The sequence below is a fragment of the Microcoleus sp. K1-B1 genome (assembly GCF_036704705.1).
In the GTDB taxonomy this organism is placed as follows: Bacteria; Cyanobacteriota; Cyanobacteriia; order Cyanobacteriales; family Microcoleaceae; genus Microcoleus.
Map to the genome: position 1 here is coordinate 78,287 of NZ_JAUBSH010000009.1, position 21,974 is coordinate 100,260.

11 protein-coding genes are annotated in these 21,974 nt (G+C 45.7%); 6 read left to right on the forward strand and 5 right to left on the reverse strand.

Going from position 1 to position 21,974, the window contains the following annotated elements:
- Positions 1–60 precede the first annotated feature (60 nt).
- The gene (locus tag QUA83_RS05155) at positions 61–3,315 is read left to right on the forward strand and encodes a glycosyltransferase (RefSeq protein ID WP_333291956.1); all 3,255 of its coding nucleotides are present in this window, start codon (positions 61–63) and stop codon (positions 3,313–3,315) included.
- An 81-nt stretch (positions 3,316–3,396) separates the two neighbouring features.
- Here QUA83_RS05155 and QUA83_RS05160 read toward each other — a convergent pair whose 3' ends face one another.
- The 4 genes from QUA83_RS05160 to QUA83_RS05175 form a co-directional block, all read right to left on the reverse strand.
- On the reverse strand, positions 3,397–13,251 hold the full coding sequence (locus tag QUA83_RS05160) for a tetratricopeptide repeat protein (RefSeq protein ID WP_333291957.1): 9,855 nt from the start codon (positions 13,249–13,251) through the stop codon (positions 3,397–3,399).
- A gap of 58 nt (positions 13,252–13,309) precedes the next feature.
- The gene (locus QUA83_RS05165; protein ID WP_333291958.1) at positions 13,310–13,474 is read right to left on the reverse strand and encodes a hypothetical protein; all 165 of its coding nucleotides are present in this window, start codon (positions 13,472–13,474) and stop codon (positions 13,310–13,312) included.
- Positions 13,475–13,535: 61 nt separating this feature from the next.
- Positions 13,536–14,594, reverse strand: a complete 1,059-nt coding sequence (locus QUA83_RS05170; RefSeq protein WP_333291959.1) for a homogentisate phytyltransferase — start codon at positions 14,592–14,594, stop codon at positions 13,536–13,538.
- Between the two features lie 146 nt (positions 14,595–14,740).
- Positions 14,741–15,694: a methyltransferase domain-containing protein gene (locus tag QUA83_RS05175; protein ID WP_333291960.1), complete on the reverse strand. Its 954-nt coding sequence runs from the start codon at positions 15,692–15,694 to the stop codon at positions 14,741–14,743.
- Positions 15,695–15,954: 260 nt separating this feature from the next.
- Here QUA83_RS05175 and QUA83_RS05180 point away from each other — a divergent pair, with 260 nt between their 5' ends.
- Together QUA83_RS05180 and QUA83_RS05185 are read left to right on the forward strand one after the other, a co-directional pair.
- Positions 15,955–17,289 (forward strand): TrkH family potassium uptake protein, encoded by a 1,335-nt coding sequence (locus tag QUA83_RS05180; protein WP_333291961.1) that lies wholly within the window; start codon positions 15,955–15,957, stop codon positions 17,287–17,289.
- A 139-nt stretch (positions 17,290–17,428) separates the two neighbouring features.
- Entirely contained in the window at positions 17,429–18,124 is a 696-nt protein-coding gene (locus QUA83_RS05185) for a TrkA family potassium uptake protein (protein WP_333291962.1), read from the forward strand.
- A 340-nt stretch (positions 18,125–18,464) separates the two neighbouring features.
- Here the strand turns inward: QUA83_RS05185 and QUA83_RS05190 are convergent, their stop codons facing one another.
- Positions 18,465–18,698 carry a hypothetical protein gene (locus QUA83_RS05190; RefSeq protein ID WP_333291963.1) on the reverse strand — a complete coding sequence of 78 codons (234 nt, stop codon included), beginning with the start codon at positions 18,696–18,698 and terminating at the stop codon, positions 18,465–18,467.
- A 310-nt stretch (positions 18,699–19,008) separates the two neighbouring features.
- On the opposite strand from QUA83_RS05190, the gene QUA83_RS05195 reads away from it, so the two are divergent.
- The 3 genes from QUA83_RS05195 (at position 19,009) to QUA83_RS05205 (ending at position 21,537) form a co-directional block, all read left to right on the forward strand.
- Positions 19,009–19,608 (forward strand): sulfite oxidase-like oxidoreductase, encoded by a 600-nt coding sequence (locus tag QUA83_RS05195; protein ID WP_333291964.1) that lies wholly within the window; start codon positions 19,009–19,011, stop codon positions 19,606–19,608.
- Between the two features lie 627 nt (positions 19,609–20,235).
- On the forward strand, positions 20,236–20,928 hold the full coding sequence (locus QUA83_RS05200) for a PEP-CTERM sorting domain-containing protein (RefSeq protein WP_333291965.1): 693 nt from the start codon (positions 20,236–20,238) through the stop codon (positions 20,926–20,928).
- A gap of 207 nt (positions 20,929–21,135) precedes the next feature.
- Positions 21,136–21,537 (forward strand): hypothetical protein, encoded by a 402-nt coding sequence (locus QUA83_RS05205; RefSeq protein ID WP_333291966.1) that lies wholly within the window; start codon positions 21,136–21,138, stop codon positions 21,535–21,537.
- The last annotated feature ends 437 nt before the right edge of the window (positions 21,538–21,974 follow it).

Sequence of the window (21,974 nt, forward strand, 5' to 3'; positions counted from 1 at the left end):
AGAAGGCAGAAGGAAGAATGAGCCATTATGAAATAACAAATAACAAATAACCAATGCCCAATGCCCAATGCCCAATGCCCGATGCCCAATCCTATATTTATGCAGATTATCATCATCACGGCCGCCGATGCAAATTACTTTGAATTAGTGCGAGGTACTATTTTATCGGTGCGGGAAAAACCCGAGGGCGAAAATGTGGCGATCGGCTTTTTCGATCTCGGCTGCACTCCCGAACAGTTGCAGTGGCTGGAAACCAAAGTTAATATCATTAAAAAGCCCGATTGGGACTTTGACTTTCCTGGCAGAAATGAATCTCCCGAACATTTAAAAGGACTATTAGTTAGACCTTGTTTGCGAAAATACTTTCCCAATTTTGATATATACCTTTGGATAGATGCAGATGCTTGGGTGCAAGACTGGAGAGCAATTAATTTGTTGGTTGAAGGAGCATCGCGCCGGGGACTGGCAATTGTTCCCGAAGTTCACAGGGCAAGCTTGCAGCAGTACGGACAACTTCCTCAGTTTTGGCAGTGGGTTTATCAACAATACGAAGCTAACTTTGGTGAAGAAATTGCTAATAAATTCTACAGTTATCCCATATTAAATGCCGGAGTTTTCGCACTCAGAAAAGATGCTTTGCACTGGGAAATATGGGCTGACAAACTCAATCAAGGATTGCAAAGATCCGGCTGTGTCATGACAGATCAATTTGCCCTCAACCTCGCTGTTTACAGTGGCGAATTGTTCAATCTGACTGAAATGCTCCCAGCTTGGTGCAATTGGATATTCAACGGTTTTCCGGTTTGGGACAAGCAGCGAGGCTGTTTTGTGGAGCCGTACTTGCCGCAGGAGGCGATCGGCATTTTGCATTTAGCTGGTCGCCAGCAGTTTGACCGAGTACAATTGATGGCAACTGACGGCGATATACTGGATATTAGCGTCCGTTACCAACCTAAAAAACAGGAAGCAGTACCAATATTTCAAGTACCAAAAATGACTTATCAACAACCTGAAATTAGCAAAACTAATTTATTACAACCAGGGGATTATGTGTCGCCAGGGTTCCAAATAATTAGACCTGACTCCTATTTCCCCAATATGATTATTGCCGATCCAAATGCGAGTAACTGGCCTTATTTGCGCCGGGAAGTTCCGCATAATTGGTATGCAGACAAGCGCTATCCATTCATCGGGTTTTTGAATCGCGACGAAGCACACATCCTTTACAATACAGCCCTGCAATTCAAAGGTAAAAAAGCCTTAGAAATAGGTTGCTGGCTGGGTTGGTCAGCCTGTCATTTAGCACTCGCAGGAGTTGCATTAGATGTGGTCGATCCGTTGTTAGAAAGAGAAGACATCAGACAAAGCGTCATCGATTCAATTCAAGGCGCTCTAAATGCGTCGGGAGTTGAAACATCAGTCGAGCTAATACCAGGCTACAGCCCCCAAAGAGTCGAACAATTTTCCGCTCAATTCAACCGCAAATGGTCGTTAATTTTTATTGACGGAGAACACGGAGGTGATGGGCCGTTAAATGATGCCATTGCGTGTGAAAAATTGGCTGAGGAAGATGCAATAATTTTATTTCACGATTTAACCGCTCCAGATGTTGGTAAAGGCTTAGATTACTTGAAGCAAAGGGGATGGCAAACGGTAGTATATCAAACAATGCAAATTATGGGGGCTGCTTGGCGGGGCAATGTCGAGCCAGTAAAACATCAACCAGACCCCACGATTTCCTGGCAGTTGCCAGCACATTTGCACGGTTACAATATTAGCAGTTTAGAGACAATTAATTCTCAAACAGCCAGCCAAACCAATCAAAAACAACAGTCATCTTATACAAGAGATTTTTACCAATTAATCGGAGAAGGAACTCGCACTTCTGCTAGAGAAATTATTCCCCTGCTGTTAGACTTGCTGCAACCCACTTTACCTAAAAGTGTGGTGGATGTGGGCTGCGGTACGGGAAGTTGGTTAGCTGCGTTTCACAAGTTGGGAATTGCGGATTGTTTGGGAATAGATGGCGATTATGTCGATCGCACTATTTTACAAATTCCTTTAAATCAGTTCCAATCCGCCGATTTAAAGCAACCGCTGCAAATAAACAGAAAGTTTGACTTAGCAATTTCTCTGGAAGTTGCCGAACATTTGCCGGCTACCTGTGCCGAAAATTTTGTTAATTCTCTCACTCAACTAGCACCAGTAATTTTGTTTTCAGCAGCAATACCATTTCAAGGCGGTGTCGAACACGTTAACGAACAGTGGCCACAATATTGGGCTTATTACTTTCAGCAAAATGGTTTTGCAGTCATTGATTGCTTGAGAAAAAAAATCTGGAACAATGAAAAAGTAGAGCCTTGGTACGCTCAGAATATCTTGATTTTTGTTAAACAAGAATACTTGTCGGGATATCCGAGGTTAGTAAATGAATATCAAAATACCAATCTTAATCAATTAGCGATCGTCCATCCCAAGATTTATTTTTACAGCTTGCAAACTGCTAGAAATTCGGCACATAATTTACAATCAGAAAGTGTCAAACAAGTTTCAGCATCGCCACAATTTGCAGATCGACCTTTGGTATCTGTGATTATTCCCTGCTACAATCAATCTCATTTTTTGCTGGAAGCAGTAACTAGCGTGATTAAGCAAACTTACAAAAATTGGGAAATTATCATTGTCAACGACGGCAGCTTAGATAGTACCAGCACAGTTGCCAAAAATTTAATATTAGCAAATTCCCAATATCAAATTAGGCTTGTAGAACAAACAAATCAAGGGCTTTCAAGTGCTAGAAATGCGGGCATAGCAGCCGCAAACGGTGAATACATCATGCCTTTAGATGCCGATGATATCCTAGCTGAAAACGCCTTGACTGACCTTTTAGAAATATGTTTAAAATCAAATGTACCTTGCGTAGCCTTTGGTTCTTATCAAATGTTTGGCACGGAAAATCGCAGAGTACCAAGTTACGAGTTGTATTCGCCCGAAAATATCAAGAAATCTAACATGATTCACCCGTCTTCACTTTATCACAAATCTATTTTGGATTTGGTCAGCGGGTACAAAGTTGGGATGAAGGAAGGTTACGAAGATTGGGAGTTTTGGGTGAACTGCCACAAGCACAATATCCCCTTTTTGGGAACGAGAGAAGTAGTTGTCAATTATCGGCGTTCCCAGGGTTCTATGTTGGCAAAATCTCAGCAATATCATCACAAGTTGGTAGCACAAATTGTTTGTTACAACCGGGAACTTTACGATATTGAAAGCGTGAATATTGCTGAAAAGCTATTGGAAAAAATCGCAAGTTGAGCGGGATTATTTACTATTTAGTCCGCCTTCGCGGACTTGGTTTGTGTAGTAGCGAATTCTATTCGCCGGAAAAGATGATTGTTAAAGCGAATTTGATATAACATCTAGAAAGCGTTTAACTTGTTTTTCCCAAGTCCAATCCAGCATAAAGTTAGCCGCAGCTAAACCGCGAGTTTTTGATTCTTCGCGATTAGTATAAACTTGTTCCAAAGCCTCGACAACTTCTGCAACCTCAGACTCTCCCCAACCTTCTACACCGGAAAAAGGAGCAGTAGGTTTAACTCGTCCTTGACTCCATAAAGGATAGCAAATGTGGCTGTAAATCAAGTCTAAATGACCAGTATTTGCTGATAAAATAGTCGGAATTCCGCAGGCCATACTTTCCATCGCGACTAAATTAGTGCCACCTTCGCAGCGGTTGGTGAAAACAGCACAGTCGGCTTCTCGCAAAATTTGTCCGGTGAGGTGATTGGGAATTAAGCCTATGTCGATAAAAGAGTCAACTGGCAAACCGTTAGCCACTAACCATTGGGAAATTCCTAAACTTCCGTCGCTGTTGATATTGGGAAGTCCAGCAACGTTTCCGGTTTGTTCGATTCCTAACATATACTGAGGCCAAAAATTGTGCCATGTTGTTAATAACAAAGCCTCTGGATGTTTGGCGCGAAATCGTTTGAAAGCCGCAATGACAATATCTTGACCTTTGCGATATTCCAGTTTGCCGCCGGAGAAAATGACGAAGCGATCGCCAAATAGATTAGATTTGGGTGCAGGATGGAAAATTGTTGGGTCAATTCCTTGATGTACCATCGCCACATTAGTCAAGCCGCAGCTTCTCAAAACATCGGCATTCCAGTTGGAACCGGCGACAATCACGCTATATTTTTTGGCTGTTTCTAGTGCTTCTGCTGTGATTCGTGTGTCTTCAAAAAATATGACTCCTATTTGACAAGCGCTGGTAATTTGATTGTCTACTCCAGAGGATGCTAAATTATTCCCCAAAGCGTAAAGTACGGGAAAATTACAACTGATTTGTTTGTCGGAATTGGCTGCTACTAATTCCTGAAAACTTTTGTGCTTTTCAATTACAGGTAACAACAGCGATTTATGCAGCGGATTCATTGATTCTGAGGTGATTGATGGCGGTGTTAAAAGTGCAACTTCCCAGGCAGGGTTTTGCCGCAGTTGTAGTGTTAAATTCATGGCGTAAATTCCCCAGCCGCTGGTGATGCTGAGGGGCCAACTAATGCCGATTCCGGTAATTTGTGGGGGAGTTTCTGGGGGGTGGATTTGAGGCGGAGTTTCTGGGGATTGAAGCCGAGGCGGAGCCTCTGAATATGCGTTACCAGGCAGAGCCTGGTAACGAGGGAGAGGAGAGGAAATTAGCTGTTCTAAGGCTGCTTTTATACGATCGCACACTCCATCCCAATCACCCGCTTTTTGCTGCCGAAACAACCGCGCAGTCGGATACCAAGGGCTATCTTCGCGTTCCAGCATCCAGCGCCAATCGGGAACAAAAGACAGCAAAATCCAGACTGGTTTGCCCAAAGCACCGGCCAAATGCGCGACAGAAGTATCTACGCAAATTACTAAATCGAGTTGCGAAATAATTGCTGCTGTGTCAGCAAAATCGACGCAATGTTCGCTCAAATCTTCAATTTTGTGTTGCTTTAATAAAGTGCGTGAAGCGCAGCTATCCTGTAGGGAATTGCCCGCTGACAAATCTTTCTGAAGACTGTAAAAACTCACTCCCGGAACATCTACAAATTTCACAAAATCGCTCAATTTACACGATCGCCGATGGTTGTTGCGGTGCAGCGGGCCGCCCGCCCACACGATACCTACTTTGAGTTTATTGTTCGGCTCTAGGGAAAATTTAAAATCCTGTGGCGGAGCTAAATAAGGAATGTTTGCCGGTATATTTTCCAAAGTCGTTCCCATAATTCGCGGCAAACTTAGCAGGGGGGCTTGCACTTGAAAATCTATCAAATCGCTCGGCTTGACTCCTACTCGATCGACTCCTGCAATTCCTTCAAATAAACGCTTCAGCAAGACATGACAAGCAACAATAACTTTGCCGCCTTTTTGCTTGACTAAAGCCGCGTAGCGGATAAATTGTATCGTATCACCAAAACCTTGTTCAGGGTGCAATAAAATTGTTTTTCCCTGCAAATCAGAGCCGTCCCAAAGCGGTTTCTCAAAAGAGCGCTGATCCAATTGTTGAGTGTGCCAGCGCGATTCGTATTCCGCAAAACCACGCTCAAAATTTCCTGTTAAGAGCAAAGCTAAGGCTAGTCTCAAGCGCCAATTTGGCGAGTTGGGACGTAGTTGAATTGCTTTATTGTAGAAGTCGATCGCCTCTGCGACTTGTCCCTGTTCTTCGAGGGCGGTACCCAAATATAAGTTAGTTTCAGCCTGGTTATAATTAATTTTTAGCGAGTTTTGGTAATGAGCAATAGCCTCGGCTAGTTGCCCGTTTTCCTGTTTTATGTAACCTAAATAACTGTGCGCTTCGGCGTGGTTGGGTGAGGCGGCAATTACTTGTTCGTAACGAGCGGCTGCCTCTGCTTTTTTACCTTGTTTTTCTAATGCCTTTGCTATGTAAAATTCTACCTGTGCGGGCGATAAGGAAAATCGAGGCGAAGCTTCGGTATCTCCGTTACCCGGCACAGCCTGGAAACGAGTAGAGATTAGGTGTTTTAAGGCTGCTTTTATGCGATCGAATACTTCCTCCCAATCACCCGGTTTTTGCTGCCTAAATAGTCGCGCCGTCGGATACCAAGGGCTGTCTTCGCGTTCCAACATCCACCGCCAATCCGGCATAAAACACAGCAAAATCCATACCGGTTTACCCAAAGCACCGGCTAAGTGCGCGATCGCAGTATCCACGCAAATTACTAAATCTAGTTGCGATATCACCGCCGCAGTATCGGCAAAATCGTTTAAATTGTCGCTCAAATCTATCACGGGAATTTGAGTTAACAAACTACGATTGTCAGCCGATAAGTCTTTCTGAAGACTGTAAAAACTTACACCGGGAATATCTAACAATTGCAGGAAATAGCTTAAATCGCTCGATCGCTGAAAATCCTTTAAATGTTCCGCACTTCCCGCCCACGCAATCCCAACTTTGAAATTGCGATCGGAATTTAGAGAAAATTGCCAATTCGGCGGCGCAGCTAAATAAGGAACATTTGCGGGTATATTTTCTAAATTTGTTCCCAGAATATGAGGCAAACTCATCAGAGGTGCTTGCACTTGGAAATCTGGCAATTCATCCATGCGAACCGCCACTTGTGCGATGCCAGGAATCTGCTTAAATAAACGCTTCAGTTCTTGATAGCAAGAAATGATTACTTTGCCACCTTTTTGCTGCACCATTGCCGCGTATCGCACAAATTGAATCGCATCGCCCAAACCTTGTTCGGATCGGAGCAAAATAGTTTGTCCGTTCAAATCTGAACCGTCCCAAACTGGTTGGTCGAAATTCAACCGTGGCAATTTTTTCGCCTGTTCTGTTTGCCACCGCCACTCGTATTCTGCTAAACCGCGCGACCAGTCCCCAGTCAACAACAAGACTAAGCTTAAATTGAAGTGAGCTTTAACACAATTTGCATCAAGTTCGATAGCTTTATTGTAACACAAAATTGCTCGACCAACGTCTCCCAATTGTTCAACTGCACTGCCTAAATTAGTGATGGCTTCTAGATAATTGGGATTCAAAGATATCGATCGTTCCAAACTAGAAATTGCCTGTTCTATTTTGCCCGCACCCAAGCATAACGTTCCCAGGTGATAGTGTCCTGTAGGATTGTTTGGTTCTGCTTCAATTGCACGCTCGTAAAGGCGTTCCGCCTCGGCTAGCTGAGATTCTGTTTGCATCGCCGCACCCAAATTTACCAGCGCTGGCGCATAATTGGAATTGACAGAAAGTGCTTGATGAAAACACGCGATCGCAGTTGGCAAATCGCCCTGCTGCTGGAGTATCGCGCCGAGATTGTTGAGAGCTTTGACGTAAACCGGATTCAGGGCGATCGCCTTTTGAAAACAAGATACAGCATCGGGTATATTGCCTTGATCTTGCAGCAAAATACCCAAGTTATTGTGCGCTTGAGCGCAGTTCGGATCTATCTCGATCGCGCGCTGATAATAGGTGGCAGCTTCGGCTAAATTGCCTGTTTGGTGCAGCGTCACTGCCAAATTCGTGGCGGCTTCGATCGAATTCGGCTGCCAAACTAAAGCATTTTTAAAACAAGCGATCGCCTCGGAAAATCTACCTTGCGCTTTCAGAACATTTCCGCAATTGAACTGTTCTTGAGCTAAGTCAACATTGGGCTGAGCTTCTATTAGTGGTTGAGCTTCCTGATGCTGAGAAATTCTTTGTCTGAGCGCCAAACTAGCTTGTTCTAAAACTCCTTCCCAATCCCCCGCTGTTGACTGGCGAAACAGCCGCGCCGTCGGATACCAAGGACTATCTTCGCGTTGCAACATCCACCGCCAATCCGGCACAAAACACAGCAAAACCCACACTGGTTTGCCCAAAGCACCAGCCAAGTGCGCCACAGCAGTATCTACAGAAATCACTAAATCCAGAGCCGAGATTGCCGCCGCAGTATCAGCCAAGTCGTGCAAATAAGAGCTTAAATCTGTTACGGGCATTTGCTCTAACAAAGCGCGATCGTCGGCTGTCATTTCCTGTTGCAAACTGTAAAAATCTGCTCCGGGAATACCTAATAGTTTTGTTAACAAATTTAGCGGTAACGATCGCACATTATTTTGGGAATTTTTAGGATTTCCTGACCACACAATTCCCACTTTCAAGTTAATAGTTGGATTGAGAGTAAATTCCCAACCGGGCGGCGGAGCTAAATAAGGAACTTTGGCCGGTATAGTTTCTAAAGTTGTTCTCAGAAGGTGTGGCAAACTCATGAGCTGCGCGTGAACTTGAAAATCCGGCGCATCCTCTGGATTAACTATTAACCCATCGATTCCCGAAACTTGTGCAAACAAGCGCTGCAAGTGCGGCAAACACCAAACAATTACCCGACCGCCTTTTTGCTTGACTAAATCTGCGTAGCGGATAAACTGAATTGCATCGCCTAAACCTTGTTCCGGGCAAAGCAAAATAGTTTTTCCATGCAAATCTTTGCCATCCCAAAGCGGCTGAATAAAGTTGTGAGTTCGGAACTGTTTTTCTTTAACTAGGAGCCGCCATTCGTACTCGCAAAAACCGCGCTGAAAGTCTCCCGCCAGCAGCAAAGCTAAACCTAAATTTAGGTGAGATTCAGGATTCCCGACATTGAATTTAACTGCTTGGCTGTAACAGGTGACAGCATCTGCAAATTGGCCGCGATCGTGCAAAGCACTTCCCAAACTGGTGAGGGGATTGATATAACCGGGTTTGAGTTCGATCGCCCGACGGTAACAATCGATCGCCTCTGCCATTTTTCCCGCTTCCTCAAAAGCTTTGCCGAGATTGTTCAAAGCTTGTGGAAAGTCGGGTTTCAGGCTCAAAGCTTGCTGATAGCAGGCGATCGCATCTTCAATTTTGCCCTGTTTCTGCAGGACAATTCCCAGATTGCAGTGAGCCTGTGCACTGGCTGGTAATGCCTGAATCGCCTGCTGGCAAACAGCTAGAGCCTCATCTAACTTATCCTGCTGCTGCAGAGAACTCCCCAAACCGATCAGAGTTTCTGCTAAATCCGGTTGCAGTGCAGTCGATCGCTCGTAGTATGCGATCGCGCGGTCAATTTTGCCCTGTCGGATCGAGGCGTATGCTAAGTTGTGCAGGGCCTCCACATAATTTGGCTCGATCGCGATCGCCCGTTCATAATTGGCGATCGCGCGTTCGTAATTCGCGCCCGCTTCCTCCCCTTGTTGCTCCAAAGCAATTCCCAAATTCAAATAAGCCACCGCGCAATTAGGATTGACTTGAATCGCTTGCTCATAGCAGCTTATAGCCTCCGCTACATCCCCTTGCTCTTCCCGCAACAGGCCCAAATTAATCAGCGCTTCCGCGCAATTCGGGTTCAAAGAAAGCGCCCGCTCGTATTCTGCGATCGCCTCTCCAGTCTCCCCTGCTTCCGCGAGCGCGCTGCCCAAATTGCTCGCAGTTTCCGCCAAATTCTCGTCGATTGCTAAGGCTTGTCGGTAGTGCGCGATCGCCTCTGTTAGCAGGCCGCTTTGCTGTTTGACAACGCCTAAATTGCTGTGCGCGGCTGCGTAATTAGGATTGATCGCGATCGCCCGCTCATAACAAGCGATCGCACCGCCCAAATCGGCTTGCTGCTGCAAATCCACGCCCAACCGAAACTCTGCATCCGCCGAATCCGACGGCACAAATGCAGCAGCAACCGCGCCTAGAGCTTGCGCCACCCGATCGAAAACGTCCTCCCAGTCGCCCCGCTGATGCTGGCGAAACAGCCTTGCGCTTGGATACCAAGGACTATCTTCACGCTCCAACAGCCATCGCCAATCCGGCGAAAACGCCAGCAAAATCCACACTGGTTTGCCCAAAGCGCCCGCCAAATGGGCGACAGCGGTATCGACACTAATGACTAAATCCAGTTTGGCGATCGCAGCAGCAGTATCGGCCAAATCGCCAAAATGCGGGCTCAAATCTATGATCGACGTTTGATTCAACAGCGCGCGATCGGTCTCGGAAACCTCTTTCTGCAAGCTGTAAAAACTTACCCCCGAAACGTCCAAAAGCGGCAGAAACTGGCTTAAACTGCACGAACGCTGCTTGTTTTTGCGGTGTTTTGGATTCCCCGCCCAGACAATGCCCACTTTCAAAGTGCGATCGGGCAGAAGCGTAAATTCAGCACCCGCAGGCGGAGATAAATAAGCAGTATTTGCTGGTATTGTTTCCAGCTTTGTACCAAGAATATACGGCAAACTCAACATCGGCGCTTGCACGTCAAATTCCGGCAGTGGCTCCCCTTTAACTATTAGCAAATCAATGCCATCAACCGTTGCAAATAAACGGTGCAATTGCGGGTAACAGCCAACAATGACCCTACCGCCTTTATTTTTGACGATCGCAGCGTAGCGAATAAACTGAAGCGAATCACCTAAACCTTGTTCGGCGTGCAGCAAAATAGTCTTTCCCAGCAAATCAGAACCGTCCCACAGCGGCCGGTATTCTCTCGCCGAAACAGTATTGTCCGGCCCCGTCAAGAAACAGGAATGACCATTGTGAAATTCTTTAATTTCCCAGCGCCACTCGTATTCAGCGAGACCATTTTCCAAATCTCCCACCAACAGCAAAGCCAAGGATAAATTCAGGTGAGCGCTAGCGTGATTTGGACTTAAATGAATCGCTCGTCTGTAGCAGGATATCGCATCTTCTACCGCGCCTTTTTCCAGAAATGTCCTGCCTAAATTGTTGATAGCTTCCACAAAATCCGGCAGCAATTCTAGAGCTTTGTGATAATACTCCAGCGCATCTTCTAAATTGCCCTGTTCTTGCAACACTGTTGCCAGATTGTTGTAAGCTTCCCAGCTATACGGATGAATTTCCAGCGCTCGCCTATAAAGGTTTACAGCCTCTAAAAGTTCGCCTTTTTCTTGCAGCGCCACGGCTAAATTAATCAGTGCAGGTACGAAATCCGGTTGAGCTACGAGAGCTTGCTCGTAATGTGCGATCGCCTCTTCCACTTGACCTTGTTCTTCAAAAATCTTTGCCAAGTTGTAAGCTGTTTGAGGAATATTTGGATCGATGGCTAAAGCTTCTCGGTAATGTGGGATAGCTGCGTCTAATTCGCCCTTTTCTTGCTTGAGAAAACCAAAATTAATCCGCGCTTGAACGCAATTTGGCTCAATAGATATAATCTGTTCGTAAAGGGCGATCGCCTCTTCCTTATCTCCTGTTTCCATTAAATGCTCTGCTTGCCGCAATAAATCCTCTAAAACAACCAAATTCTCGCCAGCCGTTCCGATCGCAACAGATGTCTCAATCCCCTGCGAGTGCTTAGCTGCAGAGCCTTCTGCGAACCCTTCACTCGCAATCACAAATATTTGTTTACTCTCTTGAAGCACGCTTGCACCTGTCATCGTGAGAGACACATAATCGAGGGAAGCCGTATGATTAGCAGTCATGGCGAGTGAAACGAAGTCAAGCGAATCTTTGGCAGAATCCTCGGCATAACTAACAGTATTGGCGATCGCAAAAGAACTCAAAGCCGCCTTTACTTCTTCAAACAATTCTTGCCAACTTTCCGGCTGACTTTGGCGGAAAAGCCTCGCAGTTGGATACCAAGGATTATCTTCACGATCCAGCAGCCAGCGCCAGTCAGGAGCAAAAGAAAGCAGCACCCAAACCGGTTTTCCTAAAGCACCGGCTAAGTGCGCCACAGCCGTATCGACAGTAATGACTAAATCCAGTTGAGATATAGCCGAAGCGGTATCAGCAAAGTCGTTCAAATGGGGAGTTAAATCCGGCACTAAGTGTTGGTGCAACAAAGTGCGATCGCTCTCGGATAAGTTTTTTTGTAAACTATAAAAAGCAATTCCCGGAACATCCAAAAATCGAATAAAATCGCTCAAACTGCAAGAACGCTGATTGTCTTTCCGACGCTTCGGACTCCCCGCCCAAACAATCCCTACCTTCAATTTTGCATCAGAAGAAAGCGCAAATTTGCACTCAGCAGGCGGATATAGATAAGGAACATTTGCTGGTATTATTTCCAGAGTTGTCCCCACAATTCGCGGCAAACTCATCAGAGGTGCGTGAACGTCAAATTCTGGCAAAGCTTCCAGACTAACTGATAAATATTCAATACCAGCAACTGTCGCAAACAACCGCATCAGTTCTGGATAGCAAGCCACCATAACTTTAGCGCCTCGGCTCCGAAGAATCGGCGCGTAGCGAATAAACTGAATAGAATCGCCAAAGCCTTGCTCGACGTGGAGTAAAATAGTTTTCCCCTGCAAATCCGAACCATCCCAAACCGGCTGTTTAAATTGCCTCGGTTGTAGTTGCGGAGTGCGCCACCGCCACTCATATTCAGCAAAACCGCGCTGAAAATCTCCGAACAATAGCAAAGTTAAGGCGAATTCCAGGTGGGCGGTGGCGTTGTCTGGCTGCAATTCCAAGGCTCGACTGTGACAAGAAAAAGCTTCTTGAAATTCTCCTAAATCGACCAAAGCGTGCCCGAGATTATTAATAGCCTCCACGAAATCTGGCTTTAAGTTTAAGGCTTGTCTGTAGTAGGATATTGCGGCTTTGACATTGCCTTGTTCGTGGTAAAATGCTCCTACATTGTTGTGAGCTTCGGGATTGATGGGGTCGAGTTTTACCGCTTGTTGGTAGCAGTTGAAAGCTTCTGCTAATTTACCTTGCTGCTGCCAAACTGTTCCCAAACCCATCAGGGAATATGTCAAATTTGGATTAATTTTTAAAGCGTGGACGTAATAAGCTACCGCCTCGTTTAATTGATTTTTACCTTTAAATAAATGTCCTAAGTTGTGCGCTGTTTCGTGTAGATTTGGGTCGAGTTGCAGCGCTGTTTTGTAATATAAGATAGCCGCGTCTATTTCGCCTAATTGCTGTTTTGCCCAGCCTAAATTATTGTAGGCGAGTGCGGAATTTGGCTGGATTTTAATGACTTGTTCGTAACTGGCGATCGCCCTTTGATACTCACCTACATCCAGCAAAAGATTAGCCTTATTTAAATGTGCTTCTACAAAATCGCGGTTTTGGGCGATCGCCTTTTCGTAAAAGTCGATCGCCTCTGCAATTTTCCCCTGCTGTCTCGCCGCTATTCCCAACAAACACAGCACGTTTGCTGATTCCGGCTGTACTTCTATTATTTGCCGATACAAATTCTCAGCTTCTAACAAACGGCCCGCTTGGTGATGTTCCCAAGCTAATTTCAAATAGTCTTCGGCACCCAGTTTGCAGGCAGATTTCCGCGATTTTTTTTGAGAAGCCATAGTTGTCTTGGTTGTTTGGGAGTTCGCTAACTTGTAATTGCCAACTTGTTCTAATTTGTTAACTCTTCCTTCCTTCTTCCTCCTTCCCCCTTCCTTCTTCCTTCTTCCCCCTTCCCCATTCCTTCTTCCTTCTTCCCCCTTCCATCGGACTGACATCCGTTACATCCGTTACACAATCCGTTGCCGAACTTCCTTCTTCCTTCTTCCTTCTTCCCCCTTCCATCGGAGTTACATCCGTTACATCCGTTACATCCGTTACACAATCCGTTGCCGAACTTCCCCTTCTACCCCAACAAACAAGCTGCGGGAAAAATCAGATATTCTAAGAAAAACAACTTCCAGATAAACTGATAAAATGCAGCAATTTCTATTTTATCGTCCAAATCTACTTTGACACTCCAAAACCACATCAAACCCAAAGCCGCCAAATGAGAAACTGCCAGAAACACTAAATTAACATTAGACAATACGATCGCTCCCGCCAAAGTCGCGCCCAAATAGCAAACCGTCAACACCCAGCGAGATAAATTAAAGACGGCCGGCTTGCCCAGCTCAATCGTCAACGTAGTAATATTATATTGCTTGTCCCCTTCCATGTCGGGGATATCTTTAAAAATGGCTATCGCAAACGTAAACACCACAACAAAAATCGTCAGCACCCAAACTTCGGCAGGAATCGCGAAAGACAAACTCTCCAAACTCCAGCCAGAAAAAGCGCTTTTCGCCCTTCCCAAACCCAACACCCAATTAAAGTGCAAAAATAACCCTAAATTAACGATCGCGCCCCGCACCGTAAAAATGCACAGCGCCGCCCAAAAAGGAAACCGTTTCAGCCGAATTGGGGGCAGAGAATAAGCAGTCCCGATCGCCAAACTAACACCAACAGTAGCCAGCAAAAACGGGCCTTGTAAAACAGCAGTCAAAATTGCTAGAATCCCCGTTGCAATTACAATTAATTCCCCGGTTTTCCGAGAAAACACTCCCGACGCGATCGGCAAATACGGCTTATTGATTTTATCAATTTCAACATCTTCTAACTGGTTCAATCCCACAATATAAATATTGCCGCAAATGCAAGCCAACCAGGCAAAAGCTAGGGGCCCAAATACAGGATTCACAAACAGCCGTGCGCTTTGGGCGATCGCGTACAAAGCCAATACACTCAAGCTAGTACCCACAATTGTGTGCGGCCGAGAAAACTCCCAAAATGCCCTCACCCAGCTTTGCGGAGCCGAGCCATTCTTATCAATCCAAGACTTGCCAATCGAATCATTGCCCATAAATCTCACACCCACGCCAAAAAAATAATATTCTGTAGGGTGCGTAATACGCACCTTACTCATTAACTCAAAACTCAAAAATTCTCTGATATAAGCTGTTGCGGCCTTTAAATTGTATGTCCAAAAAAATCAAAGTCTTGTGGGGAGTAGGGGTTGGGCGTCCCGCGCGCCCAGAATATACAATTTAAATGCGCGACAGCTTATGCCTGTTATTTTACAGCACAAATCATGCCAAAACGAATCAACCCGCTCTGATATCCACGGCTCATTAATCCGAGAGCAAGTGCTGCTTGAATAGTCGTCCAACCGCTCGTTAGCAAACCCCAAATCGCGCTCGGAGTCAAAGCAGAATCGATCACCACATCCCAAAAAGGAGCAACAGCTTTTGACCAATCAGCGGTGCGAATATTTGTCAAAGGCAAACTGCGGACAATTTCCTCATATTCCGGCAAAGAAATTACATAAGGCAAAGCATAAACTCGGTAAATTTCTGCCAATTGCTTTCTCTCTTCATCAGTTAATTCTCCCGCCGTTTCTCCCACCGGGCGGTGACACCAAGTTGCCAAAATCAAAGTTCCTCCCGGCTTGAGTACGCGGCAGCATTCCTGCAAAAACTTAATTTTGTCGGGCATATGTTCGCCACTTTCGAGCGACCAAACCAAGTCGAATGACTCGTCAGGAAAAGGCATATTCAAAGCATCGGCCACCAAAAAATTCACATTGCTTTGAGCATCGGCAATTTTAGCGCGTTCGGTCGCTCTGTTGGCCTGTACCGGACTCAGAGTAATCCCAGTCGCTGTAACGCTAGCGCCCGTTTTGTTTAGTTCCGGCGATCGGCTACCCTCTCGATCGACCTTGCCATCCAACTTTAAATTATTTTGAGCGATCGAACTAAACTTTTCAGTCAAATACAGTGTGCTGCCGCCGATCCCGCAACCGACATCGAGAATGCGGTAAGATTCACTCAGTGCCTTCTCTGAGGGGACTCCAGCCCAAGCCAGCAGTTCTTCTATCAAATCTATCTGAGCCTGTCGGCGCTCTTTTTTCAAATTGCCATCCGGGCCGTAGTAACCGTGGTGCATATGTTCGCCCCACACCTGCTCCCACAAACCGCTAGAAGCGTCGTAAAGTTGCTGAATTTGCTGGTAAAGTGTTGATGTCATCGCCGGATCGCAAGTTATTAAAGGAATTCTACCGTTATTTTCCCGCTGTTGTCATAGAATTTGGCGATTGAGTTCGATCGGTCTCCGGCCTTCGCCAGATAGAGATGTCCTGATTTCAAGCCCGACGCTCTATTTGTGGGTTCCCTCTAAAACCTCAAATCTCAAATCGATTTGTGGCTTCCCTCTCAAACCTCAAATCTCAAATCGATTTGTGGGTTCCCTCTCAAATCTAAAATCTCAAATCTAAAATCTAAAATCGAATGACTGTCTCGCGAACCATTGCTTTGGGCTTTCTCGCTGTCATCCTCGCAGGTACTCTATTGCTGATGATGCCCTTTTCCACAATTGATGGAACTTGGAGCGATCCAATAACAGCACTGTTTACCTCTACTTCCGCTGTCTGCGTCACGGGCTTGTCGGTTGTGGATGTCGGAAAATATTACTCTTTTTGGGGGCAACTGTGCCTAGTTTTACTGGTGCAAATAGGAGGATTGGGCTACATGACAGCCACGACTTTCTTGCTGCTGTTATTGGGCCGCCGCTTTGGCTTGAAAGACAAAATTGCCCTGCAACAATCTCTCGACAAATCCGGGCTAGCCGGCGTAGTACAACTGGTGCAGTCAATTCTAGCAACAACACTTTTGTTTGAATTAACAGGAGTGTTTTTGCTGATGACGGTTTTCGTCCCCCAATACGGATTTAAAGAGGGTGTGTGGTCTGCTATATTTCACAGCGTTAATTCCTTTAACAACGCGGGTTTTAGCATCTATTCAGATAATTTGATCGGCTACATCAATTCGCCTATGGTTAACTTCACTGTCGGTGGTTTAATCATATTTGGCGGAATCGGCTATGAAGTAATTATGGAAATGTACCTGTGGCTGCGCGATCGCTTGAAGAAAAGCCCTATCTGCACAGTTTTTTCCCTGAACTTCAAAGTTGTTACCACTACAACGGCTGTCCTTTTGATTTTAGGAATGCTAGCCTTTTTCGTGCTGGAATACGACAACCCTGACACTTTCGGCTCTCTAAATTTTCCTCAAAAAGTGATGGCAGCTTGGTTTCAATCTCTTACTCCCCGCACGGCGGGATTCAATACAATTGACATTGGCAAAATGAGCGAAGCCTCGCTATTTCTGACTATCGCGCTGATGTTTATCGGCGCCAGTCCTGGCAGCACCGGCGGCGGAATCAAAACCACAACTTTTAGAATATTGTTTTGCTGTACCACAGCAGTTCTCGAAGGCCAGGAAGATGTGGAGTGCTATCAGCGTCAAATCCCGCCAGCAATGATTCTAAAAACCATTAGTGTAGTCTTCGGTTCCATGTTGGTCGCGTTCACATCTGCAATTTTAATCGAGCTGACCAATCCCGAAGTAGAATTTATCGCAGCGCTGTATGAAGCAGTTTCAGCTTTTGCCACGGTCGGTCTTTCCACAGGGATTACAGCCAAGATTTCAGCGATCGGTAAGCTGGTTTTGATTGCTACAATGTACATAGGTCGGGTTGGCGTGTTGCTGCTGATGAGTGCTGCCTTCGGCGACCCAAAACCCAGGTCTTTTAAGTATGCTGAGGAAAGTTTGTTAGTCGGATAAAAAATCCTGCCTCGTTGCTGATAATCTAAACAATGGGTGACAACCCAAATCAACTTTTACTACTTACCCAAAAATCAAAAGGAGGCGGCGCTGTCTCTGCTAAAATTTAAACAGCAAGACGCTCAGCGCTGGATATTCAGTGAACCTGTCATCTTTAAATTTTTTTCGCACTTTGCGCGCCGACAACAAGCAGTTTGCAGTTATTGGTTTGGGACGCTTCGGCAAAGCTGTGTGTTCGACTCTGCACGGTTTGGGTTACGAAGTCCTGGGAATTGACACCGATGAAAAAAAAGTAACTCAAGCTTTGAACGATCGTATTGCTGCTCACGTTTTGCAGTTAGATTCTACTGAGCCTAGCGCTCTTGCGGAAGCCGGTATATTTGAATTTGAAACAGTGATTGTTGCGATCGGCAATTATCTAGGAGAAAGCATTACCACGACCCTAAATCTTAAGGAAGGCGGGGTACGTCACGTAATCGCCAAAGCTTCTTCGGAAACTCACTTAAAACTGTTGAAAAAAGTTGGTGCAGATCATGTAGTTTTTCCCGAACGAGAAATGGGCTGCTCTTTGGCCCGCCTTCTTACAAAACCCAGCATTTTAGAACGCTTTGACCTCGACCCAGCTCACAGCATCGTTGAGTTGCTCGTTCCTGAAAAGTTTGATGGCAAAACCATCTCCGAATTGGAACTCCGGCGCAGGTATGGTTTGAATTTGCTAGCAGTCGGTCGTGCCGACAAGTTCGAGATCAATCCGCAGCCAAGCGAACGCTTGAGCAAAGGCGAGGTGATGGTGGTAATTGGTTCTAATAAAGATATCAATCGCTTGCCAATTTAACAGCTCGACATTTTACGCACATAGAGCAACACTCCTGGACTCAGAAACCCGGTTTCTTGTGTTCCGAGTGTCTCAGTCCTAAGCAATTATGGCCTGATGTGTGACAATTTTAGACCCTCACAAACCCGGTTTATTTTAGATAAACCGGGTTTGTCTGTCCATCTTTATGTTCTAATTTTTAACTGAAATATGTAAATTGAATTTCACCAGTTCTGGGGTTGGTTCCGTCTTTGCGACCCCCTCGGAGAACCTAGCAAGACAAATTGCGAAAAATTTTAACAAGGTAGCAGCACTCGATCATCGCGCTCCCGCAAATCATAGGAGCGCTAGTCCTGAAAATTCAGCCGACTTTCAAGATTTTTTGCAAATAAGCTTTGCCGAAAACCAGCACCGCCAATACTAGAGCAAGTTCAACAGGCCAAGGACACACTGCCACCAACCAAATTAACGAACACATTCCAATAATTGCAGCTATGGGAGCCGGAATTCCGTCTAGCGTTCTGTTGTCAGTCCCGGCAGTCACCCACCAAGCAATCAAGCATACCGTCAACGGAATCAAGCAATTTGTGAGCATGATTTTTACCCCATCAATTTTTTTACATATGGCATCTGAGCATATTGTAACAATACATCAAAAATTCGGAAATGCACCATTAATTACGATAAAATTTAAGGTTAGGTAATTCATACGCTGGGGTGATAATTTTTTTAAATTTTTAGCTTCGCCTCTCTCCGAAGGCAGAATTAGGCGGGCATTAAGCATCATTGGGGGATTTGTATTTCGGCAGAAGTGCTTTTGTTTTCTACCTTGAGATGAATTGCGATGCGCCCATCTCTGCAAGTTATACTCAGAATTGCAGTCAGTTACTGTAGAGCGTGAATCAATGCTGGGCAAATTTTTTCGCAAGCCAGAATCAGAAAACATCGATCGCGTCCCCCCGGGTCAATACCTCGCCAACGGCTTTCCTGTGCTGACCTACGGCGATACACCCTCCGTCAGCATTGAGAGTTGGGAATTTAAAGTCTGGGGATTGGCAAAACCACAAACCTTCAGTTGGTCGGACTTCCAGGCCATGCCCCAAAGTAACTTTACAGCGGACTTTCACTGCGTCACCCGCTGGTCAAAACTCGACGTGCAGTGGACGGGAGTCAAAGTCACAGATTTTATGAACTATATCGAAGTCGATCCGAAAGCTATGCACGTCCTGGAACACTGCTACGGCGGCTACACGACTAACATTGCGATCGCCGACTTCCTGAGAGAAGAAAACTTTTTCGCCCACACCGTCTTCGGCGAACCTCTATCCGCAGACCACGGCGGCCCAATGCGGCTCGTAGTTCCCCACTTGTACGCTTGGAAAAGCGCTAAATGGATTAACGGCCTGGAGTTTACTGAAACCGAAGAACTCGGTTTTTGGGAACGCAACGGCTACCATCGGCGGGGTGAACCTTGGGCAGAGGAACGCTACAGCGGTCTGTTTTGATGCGGGCGATGGGGAGCAAAGACGGGGCCACAGCTTCTCTATACAATCTTTGTTGAGGGGCAATCCGGTCTTTTACCGCTTCAATCTGCGGAAATTGCATCTTCTCGATCGCATCTTGGGGATATCTCACGCCCGGAGCTCTATTTAATTCAACCAAAATACGTAGACCCAACGATCGCATTTTGTACGTAATTTACCCGATAGATAAACTACTTTAACTCCCCTACACAAGCCCCAAAAAACAAATATTCCCAGTTTCTGGCTAATAGAAAACTTTTGGAACTGTCAGTACCCACAAACCTTACCGTATTTATACTTAAGTATCTGCTGTTGAGGATTTAGACTTAATAATATAATAAAAAATTAGCATAAGCCCGAACCAAATAAGTTGTGATCACCCGCCCTCCCAAGCCCGCTACTGTAAGGTTTCCATCCAAACTATTTATAATTATTTAGTGGGTATTTTTAGGGAGCGATCGCCCCCAGGCAGATGCGATCGACAGCATTTGTGAAGGTTATGTAAAGGCTTGATAAAGAATATGTCAAACTTTACCTAAAGTGAACCAAATACAAAGAAAGTATCGCATAATGAAAATATTAAGACCATCGCACAAAAGGACACAGGTTATGAATACCAAACTCTTATCCGCCCTAACAGCTACCGCCGCCGCCACAGCTCTGTTTGGCGCCGGAGCTCCTGCTCAAGCCTTCTCCTTCGGTGCCAGCGGCATCCAATTCAGCCAAGATACAAGCGTCAAGTTTAGCTTCAAAGAATCTCACGGAATGTACCAATCCTCTTTGGGAATCTACAGCGTGAATGACTCGGCGGTCTCTCTAGTTAGCACCCTGTTTTCCGAAACTAAATCCTCAGACAACCAGTGGGAGAATGAATGGAAAGGAACTCTGGGCAATACAGTCGTGGGTTCTGGCTCAGTAGTATTCACATTCCTGGCAAATCAAATTTACACTTTGGGACTCAACAGCGGCTGGGGTGGCAGTGTCTATTCGACCTCAGCCTTGAACAGCGGCACCCAGCAAGCAGTGTTTGGCGGGCAAGGCGAACTGTGGAGCGCGCTCGACAAAGAAACCACGAACGTCTTCCAAGCTGCCGGACAATTCACAAACGGATACGCTTCTCTGTTTAACGGAGGCACGCTAATTGGCTTCGACGATCGCGGTAACAACAACGACGCAGACTTCCAAGACTTCACAGTGAGTGCAGAAGCAGTTCCAGAACCGATGACAATGACTGGTTTGGCTCTCGGTTTGGGTGGCTTGGTTGCAGCACGCCGTCGCCGCGCTAGCAAGACGACTTCATGATTTTGTCAACCGGAACAATCTCCTCATTTACGTTTTACAAAATAAAATTCAATTAGGAGGCGCGCTAATGAGAAATCGGCTCGCCTTTTGCTTGATTTGAAAAGTCAGAAGAGAGAAGTCATATCCATTCTGGTTGCACTCCTCATGATTGTTGACTGTTGACTGTTGACTGTAGAAGGAGGAGTCGCCAAACAGAATGATGGTTGAGTGTTGGATGTTGACTCGATTTTACGCCCGACGCTGAAGCGCGGATTTGATCTCAGAGGGAAGTTCGGCAACGCCCAGTGTACGGAATTTAATGGATTTAACGGATGGGTGTTGAGGGAAGAAGTCAAGCGTGAAGAAGTCAAGCGTGAAGCAAGAGGATTTTTCCCACTCCCCCACTCTCCCACTCTCTCCCTCTCCCAAGTCAAAATTCAAAACTCACTCACGGTAAATTGTTCGATCGTACAAAGTCACCAGTACCGGTTGAGGAATTTTAATGTCCGCCCGGATGCACGCTACTTTAATCGCCAGCACAGCCCTGGTGTTTGTCCGTCGCACCTGTGCTTGTTCGCGCAGCGTCCAATAGCCAACAATAAGATGCAAACAACCATCGCTAAAGCCTGAATTATCAACATCCTAGGCTAAATTGAAAGGCAAGTTAGTTCGCCTGTGGGGCCTGCCTATTAGTAAGTTGTTGTGCATTTAAATTGTATATTGAGGGCGGGTTCTCCTGCCCAACCCCTACTCCCCACACAAGTAAAGATTTATTTGACTATGCAATTTAAATGCGGATTAGCTTACCCGCACTGAATGGGTAAGCTGTTTTGCATTTAAATTGTATGTTGAGGGCGGGCTTTCCTGCCCACCCCACAAAGGGAAAGATTTATTTTACTATGCAATTTAAATGCGGATTAGCTTAAATACGATCGCCTTCGGCATGATAACTCGCTCTTCCCGATCGCTAATAATTTGAGTTGAACGCCGCAAAATCTTTTCAACAGTAGCTTCAAAGCCTTATACAATTATCCGATCGCCCAATTGAAACGATTCGTGCAACAGCA

Bases quoted from the DNA above. Each gene is read 5' to 3' on its own strand.
- QUA83_RS05155 (WP_333291956.1), top strand. From the start codon at position 61: ATGCCCAATGCCCAATGCCCGATGCCCAATCCTATATTTATGCAGATT.
- QUA83_RS05160 (WP_333291957.1), bottom strand. From the start codon at position 13,251: ATGGCTTCTCAAAAAAAATCGCGGAAATCTGCCTGCAAACTGGGTGCC.
- QUA83_RS05165 (WP_333291958.1), bottom strand. From the start codon at position 13,474: ATGGAAGGGGGAAGAAGGAAGAAGGAAGAAGGAAGTTCGGCAACGGAT.
- QUA83_RS05170 (WP_333291959.1), bottom strand. From the start codon at position 14,594: ATGAGTAAGGTGCGTATTACGCACCCTACAGAATATTATTTTTTTGGC.
- QUA83_RS05175 (WP_333291960.1), bottom strand. From the start codon at position 15,694: ATGACATCAACACTTTACCAGCAAATTCAGCAACTTTACGACGCTTCT.
- QUA83_RS05180 (WP_333291961.1), top strand. From the start codon at position 15,955: ATGACTGTCTCGCGAACCATTGCTTTGGGCTTTCTCGCTGTCATCCTC.
- QUA83_RS05190 (WP_333291963.1), bottom strand. From the start codon at position 18,698: ATGCTCACAAATTGCTTGATTCCGTTGACGGTATGCTTGATTGCTTGG.
- QUA83_RS05195 (WP_333291964.1), top strand. From the start codon at position 19,009: ATGCTGGGCAAATTTTTTCGCAAGCCAGAATCAGAAAACATCGATCGC.
- QUA83_RS05200 (WP_333291965.1), top strand. From the start codon at position 20,236: ATGAATACCAAACTCTTATCCGCCCTAACAGCTACCGCCGCCGCCACA.